The sequence below is a fragment of the Gordonia zhaorongruii genome (genome assembly GCF_007559005.1).
Taxonomy (GTDB): Bacteria; Actinomycetota; Actinomycetes; order Mycobacteriales; family Mycobacteriaceae; genus Gordonia; species Gordonia zhaorongruii.
Window position 1 is genome coordinate 629,923 of the sequence record NZ_CP041763.1, and the last position, 25,873, is coordinate 655,795.

The 25,873-nt window shown below is 66.7% G+C and carries 22 protein-coding genes and 1 tRNA gene; 15 read left to right on the plus strand and 8 right to left on the minus strand.

Translation table 11 applies throughout. The features are described 5' to 3' along the window. Positions 1-15: 15 nt before the first annotated feature. From FO044_RS02835 to FO044_RS02855, 5 genes are all read right to left on the minus strand, one after another. Entirely contained in the window at positions 16-1,329 is a 1,314-nt protein-coding gene (locus FO044_RS02835) for a lysine N(6)-hydroxylase/L-ornithine N(5)-oxygenase family protein (protein WP_132993154.1), read from the minus strand. Beyond that, on the minus strand, positions 1,322-2,851 hold the full coding sequence (locus FO044_RS02840; RefSeq protein ID WP_235831420.1) for a pyridoxal phosphate-dependent decarboxylase family protein: 1,530 nt from the start codon (positions 2,849-2,851) through the stop codon (positions 1,322-1,324). The genes FO044_RS02835 and FO044_RS02840 overlap by 8 nt, the downstream gene beginning before the upstream one ends. A 71-nt stretch (positions 2,852-2,922) precedes the next feature. Further along, positions 2,923-4,746, minus strand: a complete 1,824-nt coding sequence (locus FO044_RS02845; protein WP_132993156.1) for an IucA/IucC family protein — start codon at positions 4,744-4,746, stop codon at positions 2,923-2,925. Beyond that, entirely contained in the window at positions 4,730-5,329 is a 600-nt protein-coding gene (locus FO044_RS02850) for a GNAT family N-acetyltransferase (RefSeq protein ID WP_132993157.1), read from the minus strand. Before FO044_RS02850 ends, FO044_RS02845 begins: the two co-directional genes overlap by 17 nt. Before the next feature lie 91 nt (positions 5,330-5,420). Next, positions 5,421-6,122, minus strand: coding sequence for a siderophore-interacting protein (locus FO044_RS02855; protein ID WP_132993158.1), 702 nt, complete (start codon positions 6,120-6,122; stop codon positions 5,421-5,423). Between the two features lie 201 nt (positions 6,123-6,323). On the opposite strand from FO044_RS02855, the gene mbtM reads away from it, so the two are divergent. The 11 genes from mbtM (at position 6,324) to cobF (ending at position 17,753) form a co-directional block, all read left to right on the plus strand. Beyond that, the gene (gene mbtM / locus FO044_RS02860; RefSeq protein ID WP_132993159.1) at positions 6,324-7,970 is read left to right on the plus strand and encodes a long-chain-fatty acid--ACP ligase MbtM; all 1,647 of its coding nucleotides are present in this window, start codon (positions 6,324-6,326) and stop codon (positions 7,968-7,970) included. 108 nt (positions 7,971-8,078) lie between these two features. Then, positions 8,079-8,933 carry an MTB12 C-terminal domain-containing protein gene (locus tag FO044_RS02865; RefSeq protein ID WP_132993160.1) on the plus strand — a complete coding sequence of 285 codons (855 nt, stop codon included), beginning with the start codon at positions 8,079-8,081 and terminating at the stop codon, positions 8,931-8,933. Positions 8,934-9,039: 106 nt separating this feature from the next. After that, the gene (locus FO044_RS02870; protein ID WP_235831473.1) at positions 9,040-9,969 is read left to right on the plus strand and encodes an ABC transporter substrate-binding protein; all 930 of its coding nucleotides are present in this window, start codon (positions 9,040-9,042) and stop codon (positions 9,967-9,969) included. Positions 9,970-10,001: 32 nt separating this feature from the next. Beyond that, a complete protein-coding gene (locus FO044_RS02875; RefSeq protein WP_143965302.1) occupies positions 10,002-11,000 on the plus strand; it encodes a FecCD family ABC transporter permease in 999 nt (332 codons plus the stop codon). After that, complete coding sequence (locus FO044_RS02880) at positions 10,997-12,115, plus strand: FecCD family ABC transporter permease (RefSeq protein WP_132993163.1); 1,119 nt, start codon at positions 10,997-10,999, stop codon at positions 12,113-12,115. The genes FO044_RS02875 and FO044_RS02880 overlap by 4 nt, the downstream gene beginning before the upstream one ends. Beyond that, positions 12,112-12,948: an ABC transporter ATP-binding protein gene (locus FO044_RS02885; protein ID WP_132993164.1), complete on the plus strand. Its 837-nt coding sequence runs from the start codon at positions 12,112-12,114 to the stop codon at positions 12,946-12,948. The genes FO044_RS02880 and FO044_RS02885 overlap by 4 nt, the downstream gene beginning before the upstream one ends. A 215-nt stretch (positions 12,949-13,163) precedes the next feature. Beyond that, a tRNA-Arg gene (locus FO044_RS02890) sits at positions 13,164-13,239 on the plus strand. A gap of 384 nt (positions 13,240-13,623) precedes the next feature. After that, positions 13,624-14,187 (plus strand): Ltp family lipoprotein, encoded by a 564-nt coding sequence (locus tag FO044_RS02895; RefSeq protein WP_132993165.1) that lies wholly within the window; start codon positions 13,624-13,626, stop codon positions 14,185-14,187. A 226-nt stretch (positions 14,188-14,413) separates the two neighbouring features. Beyond that, the gene (locus FO044_RS14985) at positions 14,414-16,060 is read left to right on the plus strand and encodes a sunset domain-containing protein (RefSeq protein ID WP_165943081.1); all 1,647 of its coding nucleotides are present in this window, start codon (positions 14,414-14,416) and stop codon (positions 16,058-16,060) included. 110 nt (positions 16,061-16,170) lie between these two features. After that, complete coding sequence (locus FO044_RS02905) at positions 16,171-16,992, plus strand: SDR family oxidoreductase (RefSeq protein WP_132993166.1); 822 nt, start codon at positions 16,171-16,173, stop codon at positions 16,990-16,992. 11 nt (positions 16,993-17,003) lie between these two features. After that, on the plus strand, positions 17,004-17,753 hold the full coding sequence (gene cobF, locus FO044_RS02910; protein ID WP_132993167.1) for a precorrin-6A synthase (deacetylating): 750 nt from the start codon (positions 17,004-17,006) through the stop codon (positions 17,751-17,753). A 248-nt stretch (positions 17,754-18,001) separates the two neighbouring features. On the opposite strand, the gene FO044_RS02915 is transcribed toward cobF, so the two are convergent. Further along, positions 18,002-18,742 carry a 3'(2'),5'-bisphosphate nucleotidase CysQ gene (locus FO044_RS02915; RefSeq protein WP_132993168.1) on the minus strand — a complete coding sequence of 247 codons (741 nt, stop codon included), beginning with the start codon at positions 18,740-18,742 and terminating at the stop codon, positions 18,002-18,004. Positions 18,743-18,811: 69 nt separating this feature from the next. Between FO044_RS02915 and FO044_RS02920 the strand changes: the two genes are divergently transcribed. Continuing rightward, on the plus strand, positions 18,812-19,702 hold the full coding sequence (locus FO044_RS02920) for an Fpg/Nei family DNA glycosylase (RefSeq protein WP_132993169.1): 891 nt from the start codon (positions 18,812-18,814) through the stop codon (positions 19,700-19,702). An 18-nt stretch (positions 19,703-19,720) separates the two neighbouring features. Here FO044_RS02920 and FO044_RS02925 read toward each other — a convergent pair whose 3' ends face one another. After that, positions 19,721-20,932, minus strand: a complete 1,212-nt coding sequence (locus FO044_RS02925) for a glycoside hydrolase family 183 protein (RefSeq protein ID WP_132993170.1) — start codon at positions 20,930-20,932, stop codon at positions 19,721-19,723. A 144-nt stretch (positions 20,933-21,076) separates the two neighbouring features. On the opposite strand from FO044_RS02925, the gene FO044_RS02930 reads away from it, so the two are divergent. Together FO044_RS02930 and pgi are read left to right on the plus strand one after the other, a co-directional pair. Then, a complete protein-coding gene (locus FO044_RS02930) occupies positions 21,077-21,817 on the plus strand; it encodes an SDR family oxidoreductase (RefSeq protein ID WP_132993171.1) in 741 nt (246 codons plus the stop codon). A gap of 43 nt (positions 21,818-21,860) precedes the next feature. Beyond that, the gene (gene pgi, locus FO044_RS02935; protein ID WP_132993172.1) at positions 21,861-23,567 is read left to right on the plus strand and encodes a glucose-6-phosphate isomerase; all 1,707 of its coding nucleotides are present in this window, start codon (positions 21,861-21,863) and stop codon (positions 23,565-23,567) included. A 38-nt stretch (positions 23,568-23,605) separates the two neighbouring features. Here pgi and FO044_RS02940 read toward each other — a convergent pair whose 3' ends face one another. Further along, positions 23,606-23,920, minus strand: coding sequence for a chorismate mutase (locus FO044_RS02940; protein WP_132993173.1), 315 nt, complete (start codon positions 23,918-23,920; stop codon positions 23,606-23,608). A gap of 85 nt (positions 23,921-24,005) precedes the next feature. Here FO044_RS02940 and FO044_RS02945 point away from each other — a divergent pair, with 85 nt between their 5' ends. Continuing rightward, positions 24,006-25,829, plus strand: a complete 1,824-nt coding sequence (locus FO044_RS02945) for a TgpA N-terminal domain-containing protein (RefSeq protein WP_132993174.1) — start codon at positions 24,006-24,008, stop codon at positions 25,827-25,829. Positions 25,830-25,873: the final 44 nt, after the last annotated feature.

Below are 25,873 nucleotides of genomic sequence, written 5' to 3' on the forward strand. Positions count from 1 at the left end.
ATGATGTGCCGGGCACTACGCGTCGATCTCCTCGTCGGTGACACCGAAACTCGTGAACGCGGTGTTGCGCGGCAGTCGGTAGGCCTCGCGGCCGGTTACCGCGTTGAGGATGCGAGCGTTGCGGACTGCGCCGATGTCGAGGTTGGGAGCCGACACCCCGTGGGCGTGGGTCTCCGCGTTCGCCACGAAGAGCCGGTCGGTCAACTGCGGGTCGGATGCCACCGAGTGATTGGCCTCGACCACCAGACGTCCCTGCGAGTCCCGCCGGAGTCGGTCGTCGATCGGGCCGAGGAACGGTTGCTGCCGCTCCCGGTACCCGGTCGCGGCGATCACCAGGTCCGCGCTGTGCGCGATCGCCGTCTCGGTGTCCAGGTGACGGCCGCGCACCCGGATCCGGCCGGCGGGCTCGGTCTCGAGTGCGTCCACGCGGACGCCGGTGCGCAGACCGACCGGAGCCAGACCGTCGAGCAGCTGCCTGCGGTAGAGCAGGTCGTGCAGGCGCTCGAGAGTGTCGCTCGAGATCCCCTTGTGAAACTGCCAGTGCCCGGCACGGACACGGTCGCGAGTGCCCTCGGGCAGACCGTGGAAGTAGTCCATGTACGCCGGAGTCGTCATCTCCAGGGACAGCTTGGTGAAGTCCAGGGGAGCGAACCACGGCGTGCGGGTCCACCAGCGCACCGCCGGACCTCCACGCAGGTTCGCCTCGAGCAGGTCGACGACGATCTCCGCACCTGACTGACCCGAGCCGATGACCGTCACCGCGTCCGCCGCGTGCGCGGCTTCCTGGTGATGCAGATAGGTCGAACTGTGCACGACGGCAGGCGAATCCGACTCCATCGCGGCGGGGACGGTCGGTTCGGTGCCGACTCCGATCACCACGTGGTCGGCATGGATGGTGGTGGCGACTCCGTTCGCGGTGGCGATCACCTCGAAGCGCTCGGCGTCGTCATTCCAATACACCTCGTCGACGGTCGTGCCGAAGCGCAGGGACGTCAGCCGGCCGACGACCCACAGCAGGTAGGCCTCGTACTCGCGCCGGGTCGGAAAGAACTGCTCCCGCACGAGGAACGGGTACAGGCGATCGACGTCCGCGAGGTAGGCCAGGAACGACATCGGATGGGTCGGGTCGACGAGTGACACCAGGTCGCTCAAGAAGCTGACCTGCAGGGTCGCCTCCTCGAACAGCAAGCCGGGATGCCAGCGGAACTCGGGTACCGAGTCGACGACAAGGACGTCCAGGTCGTCGACGGTCGAGGCCATGGCCGCGAGACCCAGGTTGAACGGTCCGCAGCCGATCGCCAGGACATCGACGGATACGGGATCACTCATGGATGTCGACCTTGTCTGTCACGCCGTACTCGGCCTGCTCGGACTCCACTTCCAGGGCGAGGCGCAGAAGCTCGTCGAACAGTTCGTCGATGTCGGACCCGTTGGCTGCCGGATTCAGCAGTGTCAGCTTGAGGCACGTCGACGCGTCGTCGTCGCCGCCGATGCGCACCCGCGTGCGTCCGATCAATGCCGTGCCCGAACTGATCAGACGACGGCGCAGCTCGGAGTTGACCCCGTCGAGGGCCTGGCAGCGGTACCGGAACACCACGGTCGTCAGGGTCACCGGGGCGACCAGTTCGAGCTGTGGCTCGGCGACGATCCGCCGCTCCGCGTGCCGAGCGAGTTCGTGACAGGTGTCGAGGATGTCGCCCAGACCGGAGCGCCCGTACGCGAGGAACGTGGTGAGGACCTTGAGAACGTCCGGACGTCGCGTGGTCTGCAGGGTGTGGCCGAGCAGCCCACCGAAGCCGGCTTCCTCGTCGTCCTCCGGGTTGAGGTAGGCGACGTTGCGATCGAGGGAGGAGAACAGATTCTCGTCGCGGAGCAGCAGGACGCTGGCCGCCGCCGGCTGCCAGCCGACCTTGTGCAGGTCGAGAGTGATCGAGTCGGCGCGCTCGAGGCCGTCGACGAGACCGCGCAGGGTGTCCGAGAACAGCGATCCGAAGCCGTACGCCGCGTCGGCGTGCAGCCAGACCTGGTGGCGCTCGGCGATATCGGCGATCGCATGGAGTGGATCGATGGTGCCGAAGTCGGTGGTGCCCGCAGTGGCGACGATGGCGAGAGGCGTACCCGCAGTGGTGGCGAGGGCGCATTCCAGAGCGGCGGGGACCATCCGGTGATGCTCGTCCACCTCGATGGGCACGACGGCGCCCTCGCCGAGGCCGAGGGTGGCGCACGCCCGGTTGATCGAGAAGTGCGCCACGCGTGAGCAGAACACCACCGGACGGTCCAGGTCGGCCACACCGTGATGCCGGGTGTCGATGCCTCGCTTCGCGGCGGCGTGATCCCGGGCGATCAGCAGGGCCAGCAGGTTGGAGAACGATCCGCCGGGACCGAAGACGCCTCCCGCGCAGGGGGGAAGTCCGGCCAGTCTGGCGAGTGCCGCGATGGTCCATTTCTCGATCGCGAGCGTCGCCGGACCGGAATCGTAGGTGTCGAGCGATGCGTTGGTGGCGCTCGCCATGGCGTCCGCGATGACCGACACGGTCAGCGGCGGCGGCTGCAGGTGAGCCGCAGTCAGTCGGTGCGTGAGATCGAGCCCGTAGGCGGCGATCAGGGCGCCCACTCGGTGCAGGGCCTGGTCCTCTCCGATCCCGTTCTCGGGCAGTTGTTCCGGACCCAGCGAACCGGTGACCTCCGCGAGCATCTCGCGGGGTGCGCCGTACGGGAGCGGTGAACCGTGGTGACTGCCTTCGACGGCGGCGGCCACCCGTGCCAGGCCTGATCCGATGTCGGACCAGCCGCGTCCAGGTGTCGCGAAGCGCGGCTCCGTGCGCGTGTGAGTCAGGTGGTCGTGAGACACGTTGAGCTCCCGTCTGGGATTCGAGGAAGGTGCGGGTTCGTGTGCGGTAGGCGCAGGCGTGACGCGCGCGGTCATGAGGGGGGCGCTCCGGCGTCGGCGATCGGATCAGCGATCGGATTGGCGAGCCGGTGCTCGGCATCGAGGATGGTGAAGTACGAGTCGCCTGCGTTGACCATCCGCCGGTTGTTGCCGAGCTGCAGACCGTTCATGTGCACGGCCGGAAAGTCCGGTGCGAACAGGTCCCAGCGCGTGAAGCGAGACTCCAGATCTGGGTGGTCGGCGACGAATTCGTGCAGGCTGTCGGCGACGATCTGCCAGAAATCGGAGTCGACGATCAGGCGGCCGGTGTGCAGGATCGCGGCGAGGGGACGGAGGAAGTCGTCGAACACGTCCGAGAGGACGCCCAGATTCCGGATGGCGTCGGGCTCCTCGGTGAGCGCGCGCCTGCACGATTCCGGAAGGTCGGCGGGATCGCTGAAGATGCAGACCTCTTCGCCGATGTCCTTGAGGATGGCCCGTGCGGGTACCCCGGAGTCCAGTACGAGGATCAGGTTCTCGCCATGCGGGGAGAACTTCAGTTCGTACCGGTAGAGGAGGTATGCGATCGGGTGGACGTACGACCGCAGGTAGCGGCGAACCCATTCGTCGGCGGTCAGTCCGGAGCGTTCGATGAACGATCCGATCAGCGGGTCGCCGTGGTGATCGACGTGCAGGAGCGACGCCATGGTGACGAGTTGCTCGTGCTCGGTGATACGGGGCTCCGGGCTCTGACGCCACAACGCGGACAACAGCTTCCGGTACTCCGATCCGGGCTCGGTGATCGAGTTGAAGCCGGGGTGCCGATAACCGATCGCGGCGACCTCGAACAGCATCTCGAAGCCGAGCGAACGCAGGTACTCGTCACCTGTCACCTGCTCGCGGACCCAGTCGTTGATCGCCGGCGTGGTGCGCATGTAGTCGGCGGACATTCCGCGCGTGAAGCCCATGTTGACGATAGACAGCGCGGTCTTCACGTAATGCCGTGCCGGTCTGGAGACGTTGAACAGGGTCCGGACGGACTGCTGCGGCTGATAGAGATCGGGGGCCTCGCCGAGTAGCACCAACCGCGCCTCGGCGATGTCGGGAGCGTAGACCCGGGACACCTTCTCGGCCCACTGCCAGGGGTGGACGGGGAGATAGCAGTAGTCCGCCGGGTCGAGTTCCTGATCGGTGAGCACACCGGCGAATCTCTCGAGGGTGTCCGACCCCAGTTCATCGCGCAGCAATTCGTCGTAGGAGACGTCGCTCATCGCAGCGAAGTCGCAGTCCTCGCGCCGCGCTGCGAGCCAGATCAGACGAAGCCGGCTTCCCGACTCGGGCGCGTACGCCGCGATGTCGTCCGAGCTGAAGCCGAGGCGGCCGGCATTGGCGACGATGCAGGGATGCCCCTCGGTCATCGTCGCTTCGACGGTCTGGAAGTCTGCCGCTGCGAGATCGGCGACCACGATGCGCCGAGCGTCGGGGCGGTCGGCGCTGATGGAGAGGGTGTTGACGAACTCCTCGATGTACTCGGGCAGGGTATCGGCGGAGATTCCGAGGGTGCGGTGCAGGTCGATGATGAGATCGACGGATCGGACCGGTATCTCCTCGCCGTCTCGCATGCGACGCATCGATGACTCGTCGACGGCCCAGTTCTCCAGCGAGAGAAGCTCGGCGGCGAAGGTGTACTCAGTCCGTCGGTCGTCGGAGCGGACCAGGTACTCACCGGAAGCCGTCTCGATCGGCCGGATGACCCGTTCGTGGCAGAACTCGGCGAGGATCTTCTTCGCGATTCGGCGGTCGTACACGTCGCGGAACGAAGGTCGGTGAACTCCGCTGCGGTCGTCCACCGACGTCATCTCAGTGCCGGTCGTCATGGACTGCCGGCTTCCGGCCGGTGTCGGTGGCCCGGACGAAGTCTTCGCGGGTGCAGTAGCTCAGCCGAGCTGTCTTGCCTGCGACGGGGTAGTCGCCGGCGACCCGGAAGCCGACTGCCGAGTTGAGACGCTGGACCGCTTCATTGCGGACGTCCGGTTCGACGACCACACGTGATGCGCCGAACTCGAAGAACGCCGTGCGCATGATGTAGAGCATCACGTCCCCGGTGAAGCCCGTGACCTCGTGATCCGAGTGTGCGACGAGCAGGTGCATCCCGACGTCGCCGTCCGCGTGCTGGTATCCGGTGCCGGGTTCGGCCAGCTCGCTGGTGAGCGGCTCGTACAACTCGAACATGAACTCGGGGCGCTCGTCCTGGTAGCCGATCCGGAGTCCGTGGCCGGATTCGCCTGCGTCCCGGATGTTCTCGGCGAGAAAGTCGTGCACTTGTCCGAGGTCGCTATCGAGCATGTCCCAGTATCTGGACTTGGGATGAGTCAGCCAGCTGTGCACGGTGGCGGCGTCGCGGTCGGCGTCGACCTGCGCGGACTGCAGGCGCAGACCCGACGGGGGAGTTGGACTCATCGTTCCCATTTCGCTCGATTGCATTAGGTTAGGCTAACAGAAGTTAGACCCTATACCGTCGACGCTCACGGGGACAAAGAGGCCGGTGAGGTCACCGCCAGTAGGCCTGCGCCTTGATGGATGTCTTCGGCAGTGAGTGTCGGCCACGGAACGTCTTGGTGATCGACCGCGTGGTGTTCGCATCGCAGGCGATCCACGCGAAAGCGTCGGTGTCGCAGGTGATCTGCTCGGCGGATTCCTGGAGCTCCCGCCCGTCGTCGATGCGTTCGACCCACGTGACCGTGGTCGCCTCGGTGGCGCGGACCGGCAGGGTCTTGTCCGATTCGTACTGCCACTCGAGCCACACCCGGGCGGGTGTGCCGTCGATCGCGTCCAGCAGCGAGTTGACTGCGGGCAGTGCGGCCGGGTCTCCGAAGATGAGGTACTCGCTCGGTGTGGGCTCGGGGAGGCTGAACTTCGATCCCATGACGGTGGCTGCGATCTCGTCACCGGGTCCCGCGGTGAGTGCCCACCGAGCGGCGGGGCCGTCGTGGATGGCGAACTCGATGTCGAAGGTGTCGTTGTCGGAGTCGGGGTCGCACAAGGTGTAGCCGCGCTGCTGGACCGAATCGCCGTCGGGTGCCCACAGGCGTACCCACTGAGTCGGGTGGATCGGGTGGTCCGTGAGGAGTCCGCCACCGCTGAATCCCAGTCGGACGTATTTATCCGTGACCTGCTCGGTGGACGTGACGGTCAGAACGTAGTCGCTGCCGCCCATTGCCTTGAGTATCAGTCCGCTGATTCCTTTTCCCATGCGGCGACAGTAGCGGAACTCGCGGAAAAAACTTAGTCTAGGCTGCCCTAAACTAATCTGATGGTCCGGATGTGGGGCTCCATAGTAGTTTAGGTTAACCTCACCTTCATTGCCAGGTGTTCATCGGGCATTCAGGGCGGATCAGATCTGGCTGCGAGCGGAACGGCGACGCCACCTCCGCCGAGAGAGTAGGGACTCGAGATGCAACAGAACGGTGTGCTCGCCGCAACCGGTACCGCGAGCGGGCTCGCGGATTCGATCAGCGAGGTCATGCTCGAAAGCGGTGAGACGCTATCGGTTCTGGACGCGGAGACCGGAGAGTGGGACGTCAGGTCCTGGCGCGCGGTCCACGAGCGCGCCGTTGAGATCGCGACGCAGCTCCGGGACGACCACCGGGGTGAGCCGCGCGCCGTCGGGCTGATCGGCGATCCCACGGTGGACCTGATCGCGTCGGTCCAGGGTGCCTGGTTGGCGGGTGCCGCCGTCTCGATACTTCCCGGTCCGGTCCGGGGTGCGTCAGAGGCGCGGTGGGCCGAGAACACTCATGCGCGCTTCGCGGGCATCGGTGTCCGGACCGTCCTGGGTGGCGGCCGGGAGCTCGACCTGCTGTCCACCATCGACGGGGTGCTGCGCGTCGAGCCGTTGTCGCACTACGGGGTCGGCGCCGACACCTCGGGCTTCGTGCCGATCCAGGCGGCCCCCGACGCCCCGGCGATCCTGCAGGGTACGGCGGGGTCCACCGGCGATCCGAAGACCGCGGTGCTGTCCTCGACTGCGGTGCGCACGAACACGACTGCGGTGATCGATCGGCTCCAACTGGACATGGCGCGCGATATCGGCGTGAGCTGGCTGCCGCTGTACCACGACATGGGCCTGACCTTCCTGCTTGCCGGGATGTGCTCGGGGATCCGTCTCTGCATCGCGCCCAACTCGGCGTTCGGGGCGTCGCCGTTCACCTGGCTCGGGTGGCTCTCGGACTTCCAGGCGACCATCACGGCCGCTCCCAACTTCGCGTACGACATTCTGGGCCGCTACGGCCGGCTCATCAAGGATGTGGACCTCACGAACGTGCGTGTGTCGATCAGCGGTGGCGAACCGATCGATCCCGACGCCTTCGACAAGTTCCTGGCAGTGACGGCTCGTTTCGGCTTCGATCCTGCTGCGGCTGCGCCTGCCTACGGCATGGCCGAGTCGACGTGCGCGGTCACCATGCCCGCAGTGGGCGAGGGAGCGCAGTACGACGAGGTCGTGGTGACCCCGACCGAAGCCGGTGCCGCGCCCCTCCGGCGACGCTATGCGCTGCTCGGGAAACCGTTGGACGGCATGGAGGTTCGTGTCGTCGAGCCGTCCGTCGACGTTCCGGTCGTCGAGAACCGGGACGTCGGCCAGATCGAGATCCGCGGCACCTCGATGATGACGGGCTATCTCGGGCACGACGATCACGCCGCAGACGACTGGTTCCCGACGGGGGATCTCGGATACCTCGTCGATGGACGTCTGGTCATCTGCGGCCGCGCGAAGGAGATCGTCATCGTCGCCGGCCGCAATCTGTTCCCGGTCGAGGTGGAACGCGCGGCTGCTCGCGTCGCAGGCGTCAAACGCGGCGGGGTGGTCGCGGTGGCCCGGGGTGAGGGATCGGCGCGTCCAGGACTCGTCGTCGTGGTCGAGTACCGCGGTGCCGATCAGGAGGGGGCTCGTGCGGCGGTGACGTCGGAGGTCGCCTCCGAATGCGGGATCGTTCCTGCTGGCGTGGTGTTCGTCGGACCAGGTTCCGTGCCCCGGACCACCTCGGGCAAGTTGCGACGTCTGGAGACGCGAAGGCTCGTCGAGTCGGGTGAGTGGAGCTGACCGTGCTGCCGAAGTCGGCGAATGCCCGATTTTAGATCAGGTAAGGCTGGCCTATATTGTCTAGCAAGTGCCGGGCCGCGAGGGTCCGTGAATGAAGGAGCGCGTGCCATGTCGCAGGGAGATTCGTACGGGAGCGAGCAGTCGTACGCCGACGAGCAGTACGGCGGGTACGAGCCGGAGCCGATCTCCTCGCGTGAGCAGCGTCAAGCGGAACCTCAGGACAACTCCTCCACGGTGAACGTGCCGACGATCCTCGCCTCGGCAGGTATCGCGGCGGTCGTCTCCGCGCTGATCGTGACGATCGGAGTGGTCGGTATGGCGACGTCCGACAAGCTGGGCGGCACCACTGCGGCGTCGGCGACGCCGACAGTGGTGAACCTCGGCGCCGAACATGCGGGGTTGGGTAACGGTGCGGCCGCGGCAGGCGCGTCGACTGCTTCGGCAAGCGGAGAACCGGATGTGGCGGCTGAGCCGGAACCCGTTGCCGAGGAGGAGGTTCCGGAGAGCGATGGGGGCTCCGGGACAGGCGGCGACGCTCCGCAGTCCGACGGGCAGGAGAGGGGCGCGCAACAGCGCGCGGTTCAGGCACCGAAGCAGTCCGCGGCGGCGAGTCCGAAGTCGCTGACGCCGGGGCAGCTCAACACCAAGGTCAAGACGATCATGAACACGAAGGCATCGCGCGCGGCGCGCGCAGATGAACTCGAAAGCGGAGCGCGCGCTCTCGGGAGCATCGACGAGGTGGCAGAGATGCTCCGCGTCAGCGGCGCGGGTTTCAGCTACAAGATGATCGGGCCGGTGCAGCACAGCGGCAAGAGCTTGACGGCGACTCTCCAGATGTCGCTCATCGGCAACGGATCCCGTACACGTCAGCTCACCTGGGTCTGGACGGACGACAAGTGGAAACTGTCCGATAAAAGCGTCTGCGTCATCGCGTCGTACGCGATGACCAAGTGCACCGTCTGATTTCATGAAAGGGCCCTCCACGGAGGGCGGAAGAGGAGAAGCAACTGTGACCAGGCGCAAACCAGGGACCAGGCTGAAATCGGGCCTCGTGCTCGCTCTGATCGCGATGACCGCGCTCGTCGTCGGAGCGTGTTCGGCGCCCGAGGAGGAGTCGAACTCGGCTCCCGTGCAGGTCAACCTGCCGGACGGTCGTCAGGTGACGGTGCCGAGTGCACCGGAGAGGATCGTCACGCTCGGTGGTCAGTGGACCGACGTCGCATTGTCGTTCGGGGTCACGCCGGTCGGTTACACCGATATGCAGGAGAAGCAGACCGGCAAGACCGCTCCGTGGTTCGGTGACAAGCTGAAGGACTCCACGGCGGTCGATCCCGACAACGACGTCGTGGGTTCGGTGGCGAAACTCGACCCGGACCTCATCCTCGCTCCCGGATTCGCCTCCATGTCAGACGATTTCGACAAACTGTCGAAGCTCGCGCCGACCATCGACAAGATCAGCGGCCAGCAGGTCGATCCGTGGCAGGACATGGTGAAGCTGATGGGCACGATCCTCGATCAGAACGACAAGGCGCAGGAGATCATCTCGGGCGTCTCCGGGAAGATCGACGCGATCGGCGACGAGCACCCCGGGCTGAACGGCAAGACCTACACATTCGCCTACCTGTACGGAGCGGACCAGATCATGGTTCTCGGGGACGAAACCGACGGTGCCGCGAGACTGTTCAGCTCGCTCGGACTGAAGATGGCTCCGTCGCACGTCCAGCGAGCGAAGAAGACCGGACAGCCGCGTTTCCAGGTGAGCACGGAGAACGTGCGACTGCTCGACTCGGAGGTACTGGTGATCGCGAGCCAGACGCCGAAGCTGCAGAAGCGGCTCGAAGGCCTGCCCGGCTACCGGAACCTCGAATCAGTCAAGAACGGTGCGGTCGCGACGATGTCGCAGACGGAGATCACCGGACTCAACGAGCCGTCGCCCAGTTCCATCCCGTACACGTTCGAGAAGATGAAGCCCGCTCTGGCGGCCGCGGCGAAGAAGTAGTCGCGTAGGCGGGTCTGTTCATCGTGGGCAAGATGTCTCGACGGTTGGTCGGCGCCGCGCTCCTGCTGCTGCTACTCGCGGCGGCGAGCGTGGCGTCGATCGCCCTCGGATCGCAGTCGATCCCGTTCGGCGAGGTCTGGGACGTGCTGTGGGGTGATGGGGGCGCGGCGCGTCCCGACGCGGTCGGCATCGTCCATGAGCTCCGGATTCCGCGAACGGTTCTGGGACTGCTCGTCGGGCTGGCGATAGGTGCCGCCGGAGCCCTCACTCAGGGACACACGCGCAACCCGCTCGCCGATCCTGGAATCCTCGGTGTCAATGCCGGTGCTGCCTGCGCCGTCGTCGTCGGGGTCTATGTCCTCGGCATCACCACTCCGATCCAGTACATGGGATTCGGCCTTCTCGGCGCGATGATCGCCGCGAGTGTGGTGTTCTTCCTGGCATCGGTCGGGAAGGGGGCGAACCCGCTGACACTCGTTCTGGCAGGCACCGGGCTGACTGCGGTCCTGACCGCCTTCACGTCGGCGATCGTCCTCATCGATACGGCGTCGCTCGACGCGTGGCGGTTCTGGCAGGTGGGGTCGACGGCGGGACGCGGTTGGGATGTCATCGTCGCCACTCTGCCGTTCATAATCCCGGGGGTGATCCTGGCGGTGGCCAGCGGATTCTTCCTCAACATCCTGTCACTCGGCGACGAGATGACCATGGCGTTGGGATCACGCATCCTGCAGGTGCGGATCGTGGGAATCATCGCCATCACGTTGCTGATCGGGGCGGCGACCGCAGCCTGCGGTCCCATCGTCTTCCTCGGCCTGGTCGCGCCGCACGTGGCACGCTTCTTCACCGGCCCGGATTACCGCTGGATCGTTCCGTATTCGGCGCTGCTCGGTGCGGTGGCCCTGGTGCTGTGCGATGTGCTGGGACGGGTGGTCGCCCGGCCCGGAGAGGTACAGGCCGGCATCGTTCTCGCCGCGGTGGGTGCCCCGTTCTTCATCGCGCTGGTGCGGACCAGGAAGCTGGTAGCCGTATGACCCGCAGCGAGACGAGCGACCAGATCCCCGTGCAGGCGATCGCCGACGGCCATGCATCGCAGCCTGTGTACCGGCGCCGCACAGTGGTGCGGATCGGCGGCGGCACGTTCGTGATCCGGCCGTGGGCGACTGGTGCCGGTGTCGTCCTCGCCACCGCGGCGCTGCTCCTGTTCGCCACGAGCATCGGCGTCAGCGAGCTGCCCATGAACCTGGTCGATGTCGCGCGAATTCTACTCGGGGGCGGTACACGCGCCGAGAACGTCGTCGTCTTCGACTCGCAACTGCCGATCGGATTGGTGGGTCTTCTCGTCGGGTTCTCCCTCGGTATGTCCGGGTCCCTGACGCAGGTGATCGCGCGCAATCCGCTGGCTACCCCGGACATGCTCGGCATCACCTCGGGGGCCAGCGCGGCGGCGGTCGCGGTCATCGCCTTCGGATCGAGTTGGGCGACGTGGCTCGCCGACCTGGGTCTTGCCGCGGCGGCGCTGGTCGGCGGCCTGCTGACGGCTGGAGCCATGTACGCCCTCACCTGGCGCAAGGGCATCGACCCGATCCGATTGGTCCTCGTCGGTGTCGCCCTGACCTGGGGGCTGCAGGCCGTGGTTGCCTATCTGCTGACGCGGGCGCAGGTCCATCAAGCTCAGCAAGCCCAGCGTTGGATCGTGGGATCGGTCTCCGGCGCCGGGTGGAACGACGTGTGGCCGCCGTTGATCGTGTTGCTTCCGGCGATCGCCTTCGTCGCGGTCCAGTCGCGCAACCTCGCCGTTCTGAGCCTGGGGGAGGACATCGGACGCGGACTGGGAGTTCGGTCGAACGCCGTGTCCGGCGTCATGCTCGTCGTCGCGGTGGTGGTGGCCGCAGTGGCCGTCTCGTCGGCGGGGCCGATCGCGTTCGTCGCACTGCTCGCGCCCCAGGTGGCGATGCGGCTGACTCGATCGGAGATGCCCGGTCCGATCACATCCGGTCTCACAGGTGCCTGCCTCGTGATCGCCGGTGACATCATCTGTCGCGCGGTGCTGCCACCGGGGGTGCCCGTCGGCGTGGTCACCGCGGGCATCGGCGGTCCCGCACTGATCTATCTGATGATTCGAATCAACCGAAAGGCGTCGGTATGAGCACAGCGTCCACCGAGCGATCGACGTCCCGCTTGACGGGGGCCGGCCTGCAGGTCGGGTACGGGGATCGCACCATCATCGACGGCCTCGATATCACCGTCCCGGACGGCCGGGTGACGACCATCGTCGGTCCGAACGGGTGCGGGAAGTCGACTCTTCTCCGGTCGTTGGTGCGGCTGCTCAAACCGACCTCGGGGCAGGTGCTCCTCGACGGCCGTGACATCGCCACGCTGCGTACCAAGGACGTGGCGCGGATACTCGGACTGCTGCCGCAGAGTCCGGTCGCGCCAGAGGGATTGACCGTCGCCGACCTGGTTTCGCGCGGACGTCATCCGCATCAGTCGTGGTACCGGCAGTGGTCGCCGGAGGACGAGGCAGCCGTCTCGCGAGCCCTCGAGCAGACGAGCTGCACCGAGCTCGCAGACCGGACCATCGACACTCTCTCCGGTGGCCAGCGTCAGCGTGTGTGGATCGCGCTGACTCTGGCCCAGCAGACCGATGTGGTGATGCTCGACGAGCCGACCACCTACCTCGACCTGGCACATTCGGTGGACGTCCTCGACCTCGTCGACGACCTCTGCCACCATCACGGCAAGACAGTCGTGATGGTGCTGCACGATCTGAACCTCGCCATCCGCTACAGCGACTGGTTGGTCGTGATGCGCGACGGTGCGATCCTTCGTGAAGGGACGCCGTCCGACGTGATCTCCAGCGAGCTGCTGGAGGAGGCGTTCGGGCTCCGGTCGCAGGTGATGACCGATCCGGTCTCCGGCGGTCCGCTGATCGTCCCCGTCGGCCGTAAAGGAGACCTCCGTTCACATCTCGGCGGTTGAGCCTGCGACTGTTCGGTGGGTTTCGACTCGCTGCGCTCGCTCAACCGTCGAGGTCTCTCTCGATGGTTGAGCCGCATCTGAGGCGCCAGCCGAAGTTGTGTGTCGAAACCGGGCGCGGCCGTACGACGATTTCGATGCGGGGCCGCCGGTCAGCATGCCTGCCTCTGCCGTAGAATCCTCGGCGACGGTTGGGCCATCCCCGTGTCGGCCGTCCCGCTCTCGTAGCTCAGGGGATAGAGCACCGCTCTCCTAAAGCGGGTGTCGCAGGTTCGAATCCTGCCGGGAGCACCAGGTCAGAGCGTTATCCGCTCTGGCCGTTCGCGTCCCGTGGGCACATTTTGAACACACGATGATCGGCGAGCGATGCGCCGTCGGTGTTGCGAGCGGCCGAAATACGGGCCTTCGAGGGAAGTGTTCCCTCGGAACGGTGAATTCTGGCCGATTTCCGCAGCAGCCTCCCGACATCAGCGGAGCGTATTTCTCGCAGGGGCGAACGGGGGATGTGAACCGTCGTGATCCTCTCATCTGTTCGGGTGATTTCCGGTCCGCTCTCTCGTGGAACTCCCTCGAGGCGCGGATCATTCACCGTGGAGTACACGTGTTGCACGATCGCGTGCTTCGTCAGCTCCTCTGAAATGTCTACCGCCCACGCCCACCAGTCAAGGACCCGTCCCAATGCGTAAGACCATCGTCGTCGTCGTGCTCACAGCGGCCCTCAGCATCGGGGTGGCCGGGTGCAGTTCAACTGACAAAGAGATGAAAGGCGCGGCCACGACAGCGGTGGACCTGGCGAAGCAACCGGTTGCCACGAAGACGGTCACCGTGACCGCAAGCCAGTCCGCTCCGACCGCCGAGGAAGCCGTCGCCGAGACTGAAGATCCGGTGACCACCGCTGAGGAATCGGCCACGGTAACTGCCGAATCGGCGACAACCACGAATACCGAAGAGGATCTTCCGGTAGCCCGGAGCAATGCAGTCGGGAAAGCGCAGGAGTACCTCGCAATCAGTGCCTTCTCGCGCAGTGGTCTGATCAGCCAGTTGGTCTACGAGGGATTCGAGGAGTCGGATGCGGTGTATGCCGTCGATTCCATCGCGCCCGACTGGTACGACCAGGCAGCCAAGAAGGGCGGCGAGTACATGTCTATTAGTTCGTTCTCGCAACAGGGACTCGTTGATCAACTCGTCTACGACGGTTTCACACAGGAGCAGGCGACTCACGGCGCCGCCAGTCAGTTCTGAAACGTGCCGACCGGGACCATGTTCAGCGGTTCGGCTCTCATTCAGCGCATACCGATTCGATAACGCGAATCTCGGACATCCCGTGGTCAGCGGGACCGTTTTCGGACATACGGATAAAACGTCGCCGACGTCCCCTGCTCTTCTGATGCGGAATGTCGTTCAAACGGCTTACGCTCAGTCGGGAGTCGTACCGACCGGTACGACGTGGCACATCAGGAGGGGACCTGTGAAGAAGCGATTGCGCGGACTCACGCTTGGTCTCGCAGTGGGAATGGGTGCGACCTTGTTGCTCGCCCCGCATGCCCAGGCGGACACCAAAGCGGATGCAAGCAAGGCGATTGAGAAGCTTTCCGACAACATCCAGGATGGCGACGCCGATCGCGGATTCAACGACTCCGGACTCGGCAAGAAGCGCGGATCGATCACTGCCAACCAGGACGGGTTCGAACAGAAGTTCCGCGGGGGCACGATCTACTGGTCGAAGGAGAGCGGCGCGCACGTTCTCTACGGCGCGATCAACGAGAAGTACGACGACCTCGATGGCACCAAGGGCGACGTCGGCGTGCCGAAGTCGGACGAGGCAGACGTCAAGCTGAAGACCAAGGGTCGCGCGGCCGAGTTCACCGGTGCCGGCGATCCGAAGATTCTGTGGACGCCGAAGAACGACGCGTGGCTGGTTCGCGGGCCGTTCAGTCTCGCTTCGGACAAGCTGGGAGCCGATCTCGGTGCGCCGAAGGGCGAGATCAAGGCCGACGGCGGTGCCGTCTCGCAGGAGTTCGAGGGCGGCACCCTCGACTACGACGTCAACTCCGGTGAGTGGACCTCGCGACCAGCGAGCCTCGCCAAGGACCTCGATGGTGTGAAGGTGCCTGCCGATTGGGAGAACGCCGGACTGCCCGGGGTGAACATTCCCGGGCTCGACGCCGCGCAGAACAGTGCGGCGAATGCGACCGATGCACCGCGCGCGGGTGCGGAAGCATCCAGCGACGACGGGATCTCGCCGTGGTGGTGGCTGCTCCTCCTGCTGCTGATCCCGGTCCTGCTCGGCATCTGGGCGCTCCTCAAGGGCAAGAAGGGCAAGAAGGCCGACTCCGGTAAGAACGATCAGAACGGCAAGGGCGGCTCCGGATTCGACCCGAAGAAGACCGCAGCGGGCGTCGCCGGCGGAGCGACTGCAGCGGGTGCGGCAGGCGTCGCCGCCGCGAAGAAGGGCGGCCAGGGTGCTGCCGATACCGCGTCAGGCGCGGCCGGAGGGGCCGGCGCAGCCGCCGGCGGACTGAAGGACAAGGTTACCGGACACGGTGATCAGCCGGGCGGTCAGACGGGAGATCGCGCAGGCAACGGCGCGCCCGACGAGACTCGCGCCGCTGCGGGCGAATCCGGGAACCAGGGCCCCGGGAATCAGGGTGCCGGGAATCAGGGCGCCGGATTCGCAGCCGGTGCTGCGGGACTCGCCGGCGGTGCGGCAGCAGGGGCAGGTGCGGCCGCCATGGGTCGGCAGGGCCAGGACAATCAGGGCCAGGACCAGCAGGGCCAGCCGGGGGCGCAGCCCACGGACGGCGCGCCCCAGCAGTCGGGTGCCCAGCAGCCGGGGGCTCAGCAGCCGGTTGCCGATACGTCGGCAGGTAAGCATTCTGGCGACGGAGTCGGACAGTTCGATCGTGGCGGCCAGGGCGTGCCGGTCCCGATCGGCGGTCATCTGCCACTACAGGATCCCTTGACAGCACCGGAGGGTTACCCGATCAAGGGTGACTCCGAGGCGGGCAAGTTCTATGTGCCGGGCCAGCAGGGGTACGACGCGGTGAAGCCCGCAGTCTGGTTCGCGAGCGAGTCGGTGGCATCGGCCGCTGGATTCACTCCGGCAGGCCGGTAGGCCGCCGAACCCTGCGATCGACTTTGCGGCCCGGACACCGACCACGGTGTCCGGGCCGCAGTCGTCGGTGCCGCAGTTCGTCAGGGCGGCGGTTTGGCTACGGTGGTCTCATGAGTTCTGAAACACGCGTGCTCACCGTTCTGGTGACCGGCGCGAGCAGCGGTATCGGTGCAGAGGTGGCGCGGCAGATGGTGGCCGCAGGGCATCGGGTGTACGGGACCAGCCGAAATCCGGATACGGTGTCGAGCCCGATTCCGGGCGTCGTCTACGTCGCGCTCGACAATGCCGACTACCGCTCGGCGGAGGCGTGCGCCGAGGAGGTCGGCGACGTCGACGTGCTCATCAACAATGCGGGCGAGAGCGCGGCGGGGGTCTTCGAGGACACCCCGATGGCGGCAGCCGAGCACCTGTTCCGGGTGAACGTGTTCGGTCCGATCGCACTCACCAAGGCGGTCCTCCCGGGAATGCGCCGACGACGCGGCGGGACGATCATCATGGTCGGGTCGATGCTGTCGAGCTTCCCCGTGGCCTTCCGCACCAACTACGCGGCCACCAAATCCGCCCTCAAGGGGTACGCGATGGCACTGCGCCGAGAGGTGGCGCCGTACGGCGTTCGGGTGGCCACCGTGGAGCCCGGCACCATCGCGACGGGCATCGGCGGACGTCGCACGATCCACATCGCGGACGACTCCGCCTATCGTGACGAGTACGAAACAGTGGCAGCAGCGACCAGTCGCAATGAAGAGCGCGGCATCTCCGCCCACAAGATGGCGGAGACCATCGTGCAGGCTGCGCTCGCCGACAATCCCAAGCCCCTGTACGCACGCGGAAATCGCGCACCGATCGTCTTCGCGCTCAGGCGGATCGCACCGCGGCAGATCGTTCTCGACCTGACTGCGCGCGTGCATGGACTGAAGAAGGTCCGGCCCTGACGGCGCGGCCGGTGCGGCTCCGCGTCATCGGGATCGGTCCCGGCGGGGCGCGACAGATCACCCTCGAAGCCGTCGATGCGATCGCGGGCACCGACGTCTTCCTGTTCCTGGACAAGGGATCGCGAACCTCGGAACTCACGGCCGTCCGGCAGCAGATGCTCGACGCGCATGCGCGGCCCGGCCACCAGGTGGTCGCCGTTCCCGACCCGCCGCGCGACCGGGACCCGGCCGACTACGAGGCAGAGGTGCGTCGTTGGCACACCGCACGAGTGGATGCGCTGGACGCCGCGATCGACGAGTTCCTGCCCGACGGCGGCACTGCCGCCTTCCTCGTGTGGGGCGACCCGGCGCTCTACGATTCGACTCTCCGCATCACCGATCGGCTCGCCGAGCGTCGGTCCGGCCTGCACGTCGAGGTGATTCCCGGAGTCACGAGTGCGTCCTCGTTGACCGCGGCACACGGGATCGTCGCGCACGGGGTCGGCGAACCGGTGCTCACCACGACGGGACGACGCCTGGCCACCACTCCGGATGGGGCCGACCTCAACCAGATCGTCATGCTCGATTCGGCTCTCGCGTTCCGCGAGACCGCCCATCCCGATGACACCGTCTACTGGGGCGCCTACCTCGGTACGGAGCACGAGATCCTGATGAGCGGTCGAGTCGGCGACGTCGCCGAGGAGATCGCGTCCGCACGCTCGCAGGCGCGCGAACGGCTCGGCTGGATCATGGACATCTACCTGCTTCAGCGTGCGCGGTAGGCAGGTGGTTTCGACTCGCTCCGCTCGCTCAACCATCGAGGGGTGAGGCGGTAGGCAGGTGGTTTCGACTCGCTCCGCTCGCTCGACCATCGAGGGAGGGTGGCGAGGTGCTGTCTATCTCGGTGGTTGAGCCGTGTCCGAGGCGTTAGCCGAGGCCGCGTGTCGAAACCAGGTGGGATGTCGACACGCTCCGCTCGCTCGATCAGCGATGGGCGGTCTCCGCCTCATCCATCGAGGGTCGGAGCGTCTCACCACGGCGTGCTCAGCGCATCCAGGACATCGTCGGCGATCTCGCTGCGGCAGATGACGAAGTCGGGCATGTAGGGCTGCGGATTGTTGTAGACGATGGGGCGCCCGTCGAGGCGACTGCAGTGCAGGCCGGCGCCGAGAGCGACGCCGACGGGCGCGCAGTTGTCCCACTCGTACTGGCCGCCGGAATGGACGTATGCGTCGGCGTCTCCGCGCACCACCGCCATCGCCTTGGCTCCCGCGGAGCCGATGCGGACCGCGCTCATCCCGAGACGGTCGGCGACGGCCGCCGAATGATAGGAGTGCCCGTACCGGGACACCGCGAGACGCCCGGTCAGCTCTCCGTCCACGATGTTCCCGTCGTCGCGCCGGAACACCTCGCCGTGCGCGGGCAGCGACACCGCCGCGACCTCGGGTGCACCGTCGAGGGTCAACGCCACGTGCACCGCCCAGTCGGCGGTGCCCATCGCGAACTCGCTCGTCCCGTCGAGGGGATCGATGATCCAGACGCGGTCGGCGCTCGACCGGTCGCCGACGTCCGCAGCCTCCTCCGACAGAATCGCGTCGCCCGGACGGTGTGCGCGCAGAACGGTGGAGATCCAGGCCTGGGCCAACGCATCGCCCACGTCGCCCACCAGACGGCCGGTCAGCAGGTCCCGGTGCCGGATGCCGACGAGGATCTCACCCGCGCCCTCGGCGAGATACGCGGCGAGGTCGGCATCAGAGAGGTGCGGGGGCATCTACCCACTGAAGCACATCATTCGGCGGACACCCTGGCCTGGCGCGCTGCATCGGTACAGACTGGTGTCATGCCGGAACTACCCGAAGTCACCGCCATCGCGGTGTACCTCGACTCGGTGATGGCGGGACTGCCGATCCGCCGGGTCGACGTGGCGTCGCTGTCGGTGCTGAAGACGGCCGATCCGCCCTACACGGCACTGCCGGGCCGCACGGTGAGCGTCGTCGACCGCATCGGCAAGTATCTGGTGATCCGGACTGCACCCGGCCCCGACACCTCCGCAGACGAACCCGAGATCGATCTGGTGATCCACCTGTCCAAAGCGGGATGGGTGCGATGGAGTTCCGCGCTCTCGCAGACCCCGCCGCGGCCGGGCGGCAAAGGCCCCATCGCCCTGCGCGTGCACTGCGGACTGCCCGGTGAGGGGTTCGATGTCACCGAGGCAGGCACGCAGAAACGACTCGCGGCGTGGATCGTCCGCGACCCCGCCGAAGTGGAGCGGATCGCCTCACTCGGTCCGGACGTGCTGGCGCTCTCCCGCGACGAGTTCGCGGCGATTCTGGCGGGCAAGGGATCCCGTCTCAAGACCTTGCTCACCGATCAACGCGTCATCGCCGGAATCGGGAACGCCTACTCTGACGAGATCCTCCACACCGCGAAGCTGTCGCCGTTCGCGACCGCCAAGGGGCTCACTCAGGAACAGGTCGACGAGCTCTACCGGGTCAGTCGCTCGGTGCTTCTCGACGCCGTCGCCCGGCTCGAGACCCGTGAGGTGGCGACGATGAAGTCGGAGAAGCGCACCGGGCTGCAGGTGCATGCGCGGACCGGACTGCCGTGCCCGGTGTGCGGGGACACCGTGCGCGAGGTGTCGTACAGCGACCGGTCGTTCCAGTACTGCCCGACGTGTCAGACCGGGGGCCGGATCCTCGCCGACCGCCGGATGTCTCGACTGCTCAAGTAGCGGTCGCGACCGCGGTGGTCAGCGGCGCAACGTAGTACGCAGGAGCGCGACGTTGTAGTCGTCCCACCGGCTCGCGTTGAAGTACAGCTCCGGGCCGGTGCCGCGCAGAGCGGGAGACTCGGGGAGCATCATCGGCGCGTAGAGCTCGAGGCCGGCCGGTGCGATCGTCCGGCCCCGGGTCCACGGACCCTGTGGGTGATTCGCAGTGCGCATCTTGACGCCGTTCGGGCTGTCGAGCATGACGTACTTGTTCAGGAACGGGCTCCAGGAGACCGAGAGCTCGGTGACCGGGCCACGCGCGACCGGTGCCGGACGCGCTGCGGGGCCACCCCAACGGGTTCCCGTCCAGTACTGGTAGCGGTCCTGGTTGAGGATGTCCTGCGGCCGGAAGCGCGCCACGTAGGCGGACCCGAATCGGCCCTGCGGCGTGCCGTACTGGTAGATCCAGCCGGCGTCCGCACCCTGGCCCTTCACGTAGGCGCCCTGCTGGAACTGGGGATTCGTGTGATGGATCGACGGCCAGCCCGCGGGCAGCGGCACATCGAGTCCGACGTTGGCGCGGATACCGCTCTGCGGGGTGGACCAGCTGCGGCCGTTGTTGGACGAGACGGCGATCGCCGAGTAGTTGGTGAACCAGCGGCTGGGCGGCCCCCAAGCGCGGACCGACATGTAGTTGATGTACTGCTTGCCGTTGATCGAGATGCCCGCAGTCGGGATCTTCGTCTTCTCGATGCCGCTGAAGCCGACGGCGTTGAACATCTCACCCGCGAAACCGTTGCGGTTCAGCTTCAGTCCGTTCGACAGGTTGCCGTCGTTGGAGCGCAGCAGCACGTTGCTCCGCCACTGCTGCCCCTGATGCAGGCAGTTACCGAAAGTGTCGCCGAACGCGAGGAGCGTCTGTCCGCGACCGTTGTCCCAGGCGACGCCGACGTCGGTACCGGAGATGCCGAACCGGCTGAATGTCTTGTTCGGGCTGCGCGGACCGGTGACCCACCGCACGGTCTTGGTGGTGCCGTTGTCGAACTTGGGGAGCGCCTCCTGCGGTCCGACCGGCGACCCGCCGCGGGGGAGGGGCAGGCGATTGATCAGCGGGATGTTCACGCCGGTGCCGCTGTTGCTGCAGGCGCGTGCATGCGCGACGGTCGACGTCGATCCGACGGTGAGTGCTCCGGCGGCCAGCGCCGCGCTCAGAGCTACGGTCGTCAGGCTTCGGGTGAGACGTGATCGCATCGTGACATCCTGTTACTGGTGGTGCTGAACGTGTTCTATGGACAGTTGTACAACCTAAGTCGGCTGATTGAGTGACGTATCGGCGTAGTGAGGGTCACAATAGAGCATCGGCCCGCGTGGCCGACACACGGTACGTTCGTCGGTATGACACGCGAGAACATCGTCATCACCGGCGCGAGCTCGGGCCTCGGAGCGGGCATGGCCCGTGAGTTCGCGGCCCGGGGCCACGGTCTGGGCCTGGCGGCCCGGCGACTGGACCGCCTCGAAGCGCTCGCGACCGAACTGCGGGCAGGCGCCGGCCGAGTCGCCGTCGCCCGCCTCGACGTCACCGACACCGACGCGGTCGCAAAGGCTTTCGACGGACTCGGCGAAGAGCTCGGCGGCATCGACCGGGTGATCGTCAACGCCGGTCTCGGCAAAGGTGCCCCGATCGGCACCGGCAACGCGGCCGCCAATATCGAGACCATGCAGACGAACGTCGTGGGCGCGCTAGCGCAGATCGAAGCGGCGATGACGATCTTCCGAGCCCAGAACAGCGGGCACCTCGTGCTGGTCAGTTCGATGAGCGCTGTGCGTGGGCTGCCGAAGGCCCAAGCCGCGTACTCGGCGTCCAAAGCGGCGCTGGCGACCCTGGGGCAGGGACTCCAGGCCGAGCTGGCCGGCTCGCCGATCAAGGTCACCGTTCTGCTCCCGGGTTATATCGAGACCGACATCAACCGGGGCGTGAAGACGTCGATGATGACCGACCTGGACTCCGGAGTGGCCTCCATGGTGAAGGCGATCGAGTCCGAGGCTCCGCGCGCCGCCGTCCCCGGGTGGCCGTGGACGCCGATCTCGTGGGCGCTCCGGTACCTGCCGGATTCGCTCAGCGCGCGCCTGATCTGAACCGCCCGACGCGAATCGCACTGCGACCGCATAAGGTTGAGGAATGCTGGGCGGCCTCAACGGACAACTGGACACCGGTGATGACTTCGACATCACCGCGACGGTGTCGTGGCAAGCGCTCGCTGCACATCAGCAGCACGTGTTCGCGATGCACATGCGCGAACTGTTCGCGCTGGATTCCCAGCGCGGTGAGAACTTGGTGGTCGACGTCGCCGACCTGCACATCGACTACTCCAAGCACCTCATCACCGATGAGACGATCGAACTTCTGGCCAGCCTCGCCCGCGAAGCCGGGTTGGAGGAAGCCCGCGACCGCCTGCTCGCGGGAGCGCATCTGAACACCTCCGAGGACCGTGCCGCACTGCACACCGCACTGCGTCTGCCGCGCGACGCCCAACTGGTCGTCGACGGGCAGGACGTGGTCGCCGACGTGCATGCGGTTCTCGACGCGATGGGCGACTTCACCGATCGCGTCCGCAGCGGCGAATGGGTCGGGCACACCGGTGAGCGCATCCGGCACGTCATCAACATCGGCATCGGCGGCAGCGACCTCGGTCCGGCGATGGGGTACCAGGCGCTCCGTGCGTACCGGAAGCCCGATATCACCTGCCATTTCGTCTCGAACATCGATCCGGACGACGTGATCAAGACGCTCGACGGCCTCGATCCGGCGACGACGCTCGTCATCGTCGCGTCCAAGACATTCACCACGCTCGAGACGATCACCAACGCGGTCGCGGTCCGACGCTGGCTGCTGTCCGGGCTGGGAGAGGCCGAGGGATCAACCGGTGCGAACGAGGCCGTCGCCAAGCATTTCGTCGCGGTCAGCACGAACACCGAAGAAGTCGAGAAATTCGGCATCGACCCCGCCAACATGTTCGGGTTCTGGAACTGGGTGGGCGGCCGCTACTCGGTGGACGCAGCGATCGGGCTCTCCCTGATGGTCGCGATCGGCCGCGAGCAGTTCGCGGAGTTCCTGGCGGGCTTCCACTCCGTCGACGAGCACTTCCGCACGCAGCCGATCGAGCGGAACGCGCCGATGCTCCTCGGGTTGATCGGGCTCTGGTACTCGAACTTCTGGCAGGCGTCGTCTCAGGTCGTGCTGCCGTATGCGAACGACCTGGCACGGTTCCCCGCATACCTGCAGCAGCTGACGATGGAATCGAACGGGAAGTCGGTGACCGCGACCGGACGCGCGGTGACCGCCCCGACCGGATCGGTCTACTGGGGCGAGCCGGGCACCAACGGTCAGCACGCCTTCTATCAATTGCTGCACCAGGGGACCTGGCTGGTACCCGCGGACTTCATCGGTTTCGCGAACCCGACCGACGACCTGTCGACCGCGGACGGCAGATCGATGCACGACATGCTGATGAGCAACTTCTTCGCGCAGACCGAGGTGCTGGCCTTCGGTAAGACGGCCGACGACATCGCCGCAGAAGGCGTCCCGGCCGCCACTGTCCCGCACAAGGTGATGCCGGGGAACCGGCCCTCGACGTCGATCCTGGCGCCGCGACTCACACCGTCGGTCCTGGGGCAGTTGATCGCACTCTACGAGCACCAGGTGTTCGTGAAGGCGACGATCTGGGGCATCAACCCGTTCGATCAGTGGGGTGTGGAACTCGGAAAGTCCGAGGCCGGAAAACTGGTGGACGTGATCTCGCAGGACGAGTCGCCCGCCCGGCAATCCGATTCGTCGACCGACTCACTCGTCCGGTGGTACCGCGGCGAGCGGGGACGCGCCCGCTGAACCGGTCGCCGAGCGTCGACCCTCTCCGAGCGCAGACGTCAGCGGCCGAGGGGGCCGCGGCCGAGGCGCAGCAGCAGCATCGCGAGTGTGTGACCCTCGGAGCCGAGAGCCGAGAACCGGTCCAGGACCTTCACCTCGCGGCTGTGGACCAGACGGGGGCCGCCGGTCGCCATTCGGTGTGCGCCGATCTTCTTCGACACCGCGCTCCGCCGTTGGATCGCGGCGAGGATGAGGGCGTCCATGCGGTCGATCTCCAGGCGCAGCGAATCGATGTCGTCCGGCAGGTCGGCGACGTCGGAACTGAGGTCGTCGGACGCGCGACCGTGGTCCGCAGGGTCGGTTGGCTCACTCACTCCACCGATCTTGCCACGCATGCCCCCGACGGGGTCGGCGGAGTGGCAGTCACACGTGCGCGACGGCGTGCGGGACAATGCAGGAATGTTCCAGGCACGAAGAATCACGGCCTTCGCCGTTGCGCTCATCGTGGCGCAACTGATCGTGCGGACTTGGCTGGTCGCACGCGGACACTTCTATTGGGACGACCTGATCCTGATCAGCAGGGCATCGTCGCATCCGATTCTGAGCTGGGAGTTCCTCGGACACAGTCATGACGGGCACTTCATGCCCGCAGCGTTCGGCGTCGCCGGACTGTCCACGCTGATCGCGCCGGTCCAATGGTGGCTGCCTGCGATCACGCTCGTGGTGCTGCAGGCGGTGGCGTCGATCGCCGTGTGGCGGATGATCAAGATCATCGCGCCCGGCGGCCGCGGCGGTGCACTGGCCGCGCTGGCGTTCTACCTCTTCGTCCCGATGACCCTCACCGCCTTCGTGTGGTGGGCCGCCGGCCTCAACACCCTGCCGTTGCAGGCAGCGATGGCCTACATCGTCGGGAGCGCGGTGCGGTTGGTCCGGGACCGGGCGGAAGGCAAGGAGCGCAGCCGTCTGATCGTCTGCTCGGTGATCGCGTTCGTCGTCGCGCTCGCCTTCTTCGAGAAATCGTTGATGATCCTGCCCGTCGCCTTCGTCGCCGCGCTGCTCGCCGTCCGCGCTTCAGCGAAGCACAGCGCCGATCCGGGGGATTACCGCACGTCGGCGCTGTCGGTCACCTTCCTTCGGGCCCGCTCGCTGTGGGCCGCACTCGGCGTGTTGTTCGCCGCCTGGTCGGTGCTGTTCCTGTCGACGACCACGGCGACCGACGGGGAGCACTCGGTCTCCCAGACCGCCAGACTCGTGTGGCGCAGCGTGAACAATGCGATCGTCCCGTCGTTCGCGGGTGGCCCGTGGGACTGGGAACGGTGGATCCCATCGCCGCCGATGGGCTTCGCGCCGATCTGGATGATCGGCATCGGCTGGCTGGTTCTGGCCGGCCTGGTGATCGCCACCATGCGGGCCAAGCGAGGCATCGGGATCATCTGGTTCTGCGCCGGTCTGTACGCGGTCGGTGCGCAGATTCCGGTGATGTGGACCCGGTCGAGCGAGAACACTGCGCTCGAACTCGCGCAGACCCTCCGCTACCTGCCGGATACCGCGTTGGTGTTCACCATCGCGTTCGCGTTGATCGTGGCGTCGCAGAGCAGTTCCGGTAGTCATTCGGCGACCGCCGAGCCGGATCGTCGACCGGCGATCGTGGGCACGGTCGGTGCGGTCGTTCTCGCGGTGTCGGCGATGATCGCCACGACTACCTTTGCCGAGTCGTGGCGGTCGGATGGAACTGCCGAGTATCTGTCGAACGCGAAGCAGTCGCTGCGGGAGAACTCCGATCGGGTCATGTTCGATCAGGAGGTACCGCTCGAGGTGCTGCTTCCGGTCGCATACCCGAACAACCTGATCAGTCATGTGTTCGGCCGGCTGTCCGAGCGGCCCGACTTCGGGACGCACACCGACCGCCTCGTCGTTCTCGACCCGAACGGCCAGGCGGTGCCGGGCGGGGTGACCCGGGCACGAACGATCTCTGAGAGTTCGGGATCGTGCAAGCGCCCGGGTATCCGGGGACCCGAGCGCCTCGATCTGGACGGACCGCTCATCGACGTCCAGTGGACGATTCAACTCAGCTACTGCGCAGACCGGGACGGCGAGATCGAGCTGAGGCTCGACGGTGGCGAGCCGCTGCGGGTGCCGGTCAAGTCGGGCCTGCAGTTCCTGTACGCACAGCTCCACGGTGCCGGCGACGCACTCCAGATCCGTCCGGTGACGCCGGGACTGCGTCTGCACACCGGCGAGGGGCGCGTCGGCCGTCCCGTCATGGCGGGCCTCGCGCCCTGAGGTGCGCCCGCCTTCCCGCGGGTCGGGCTGTCGGTGGCCGCGGG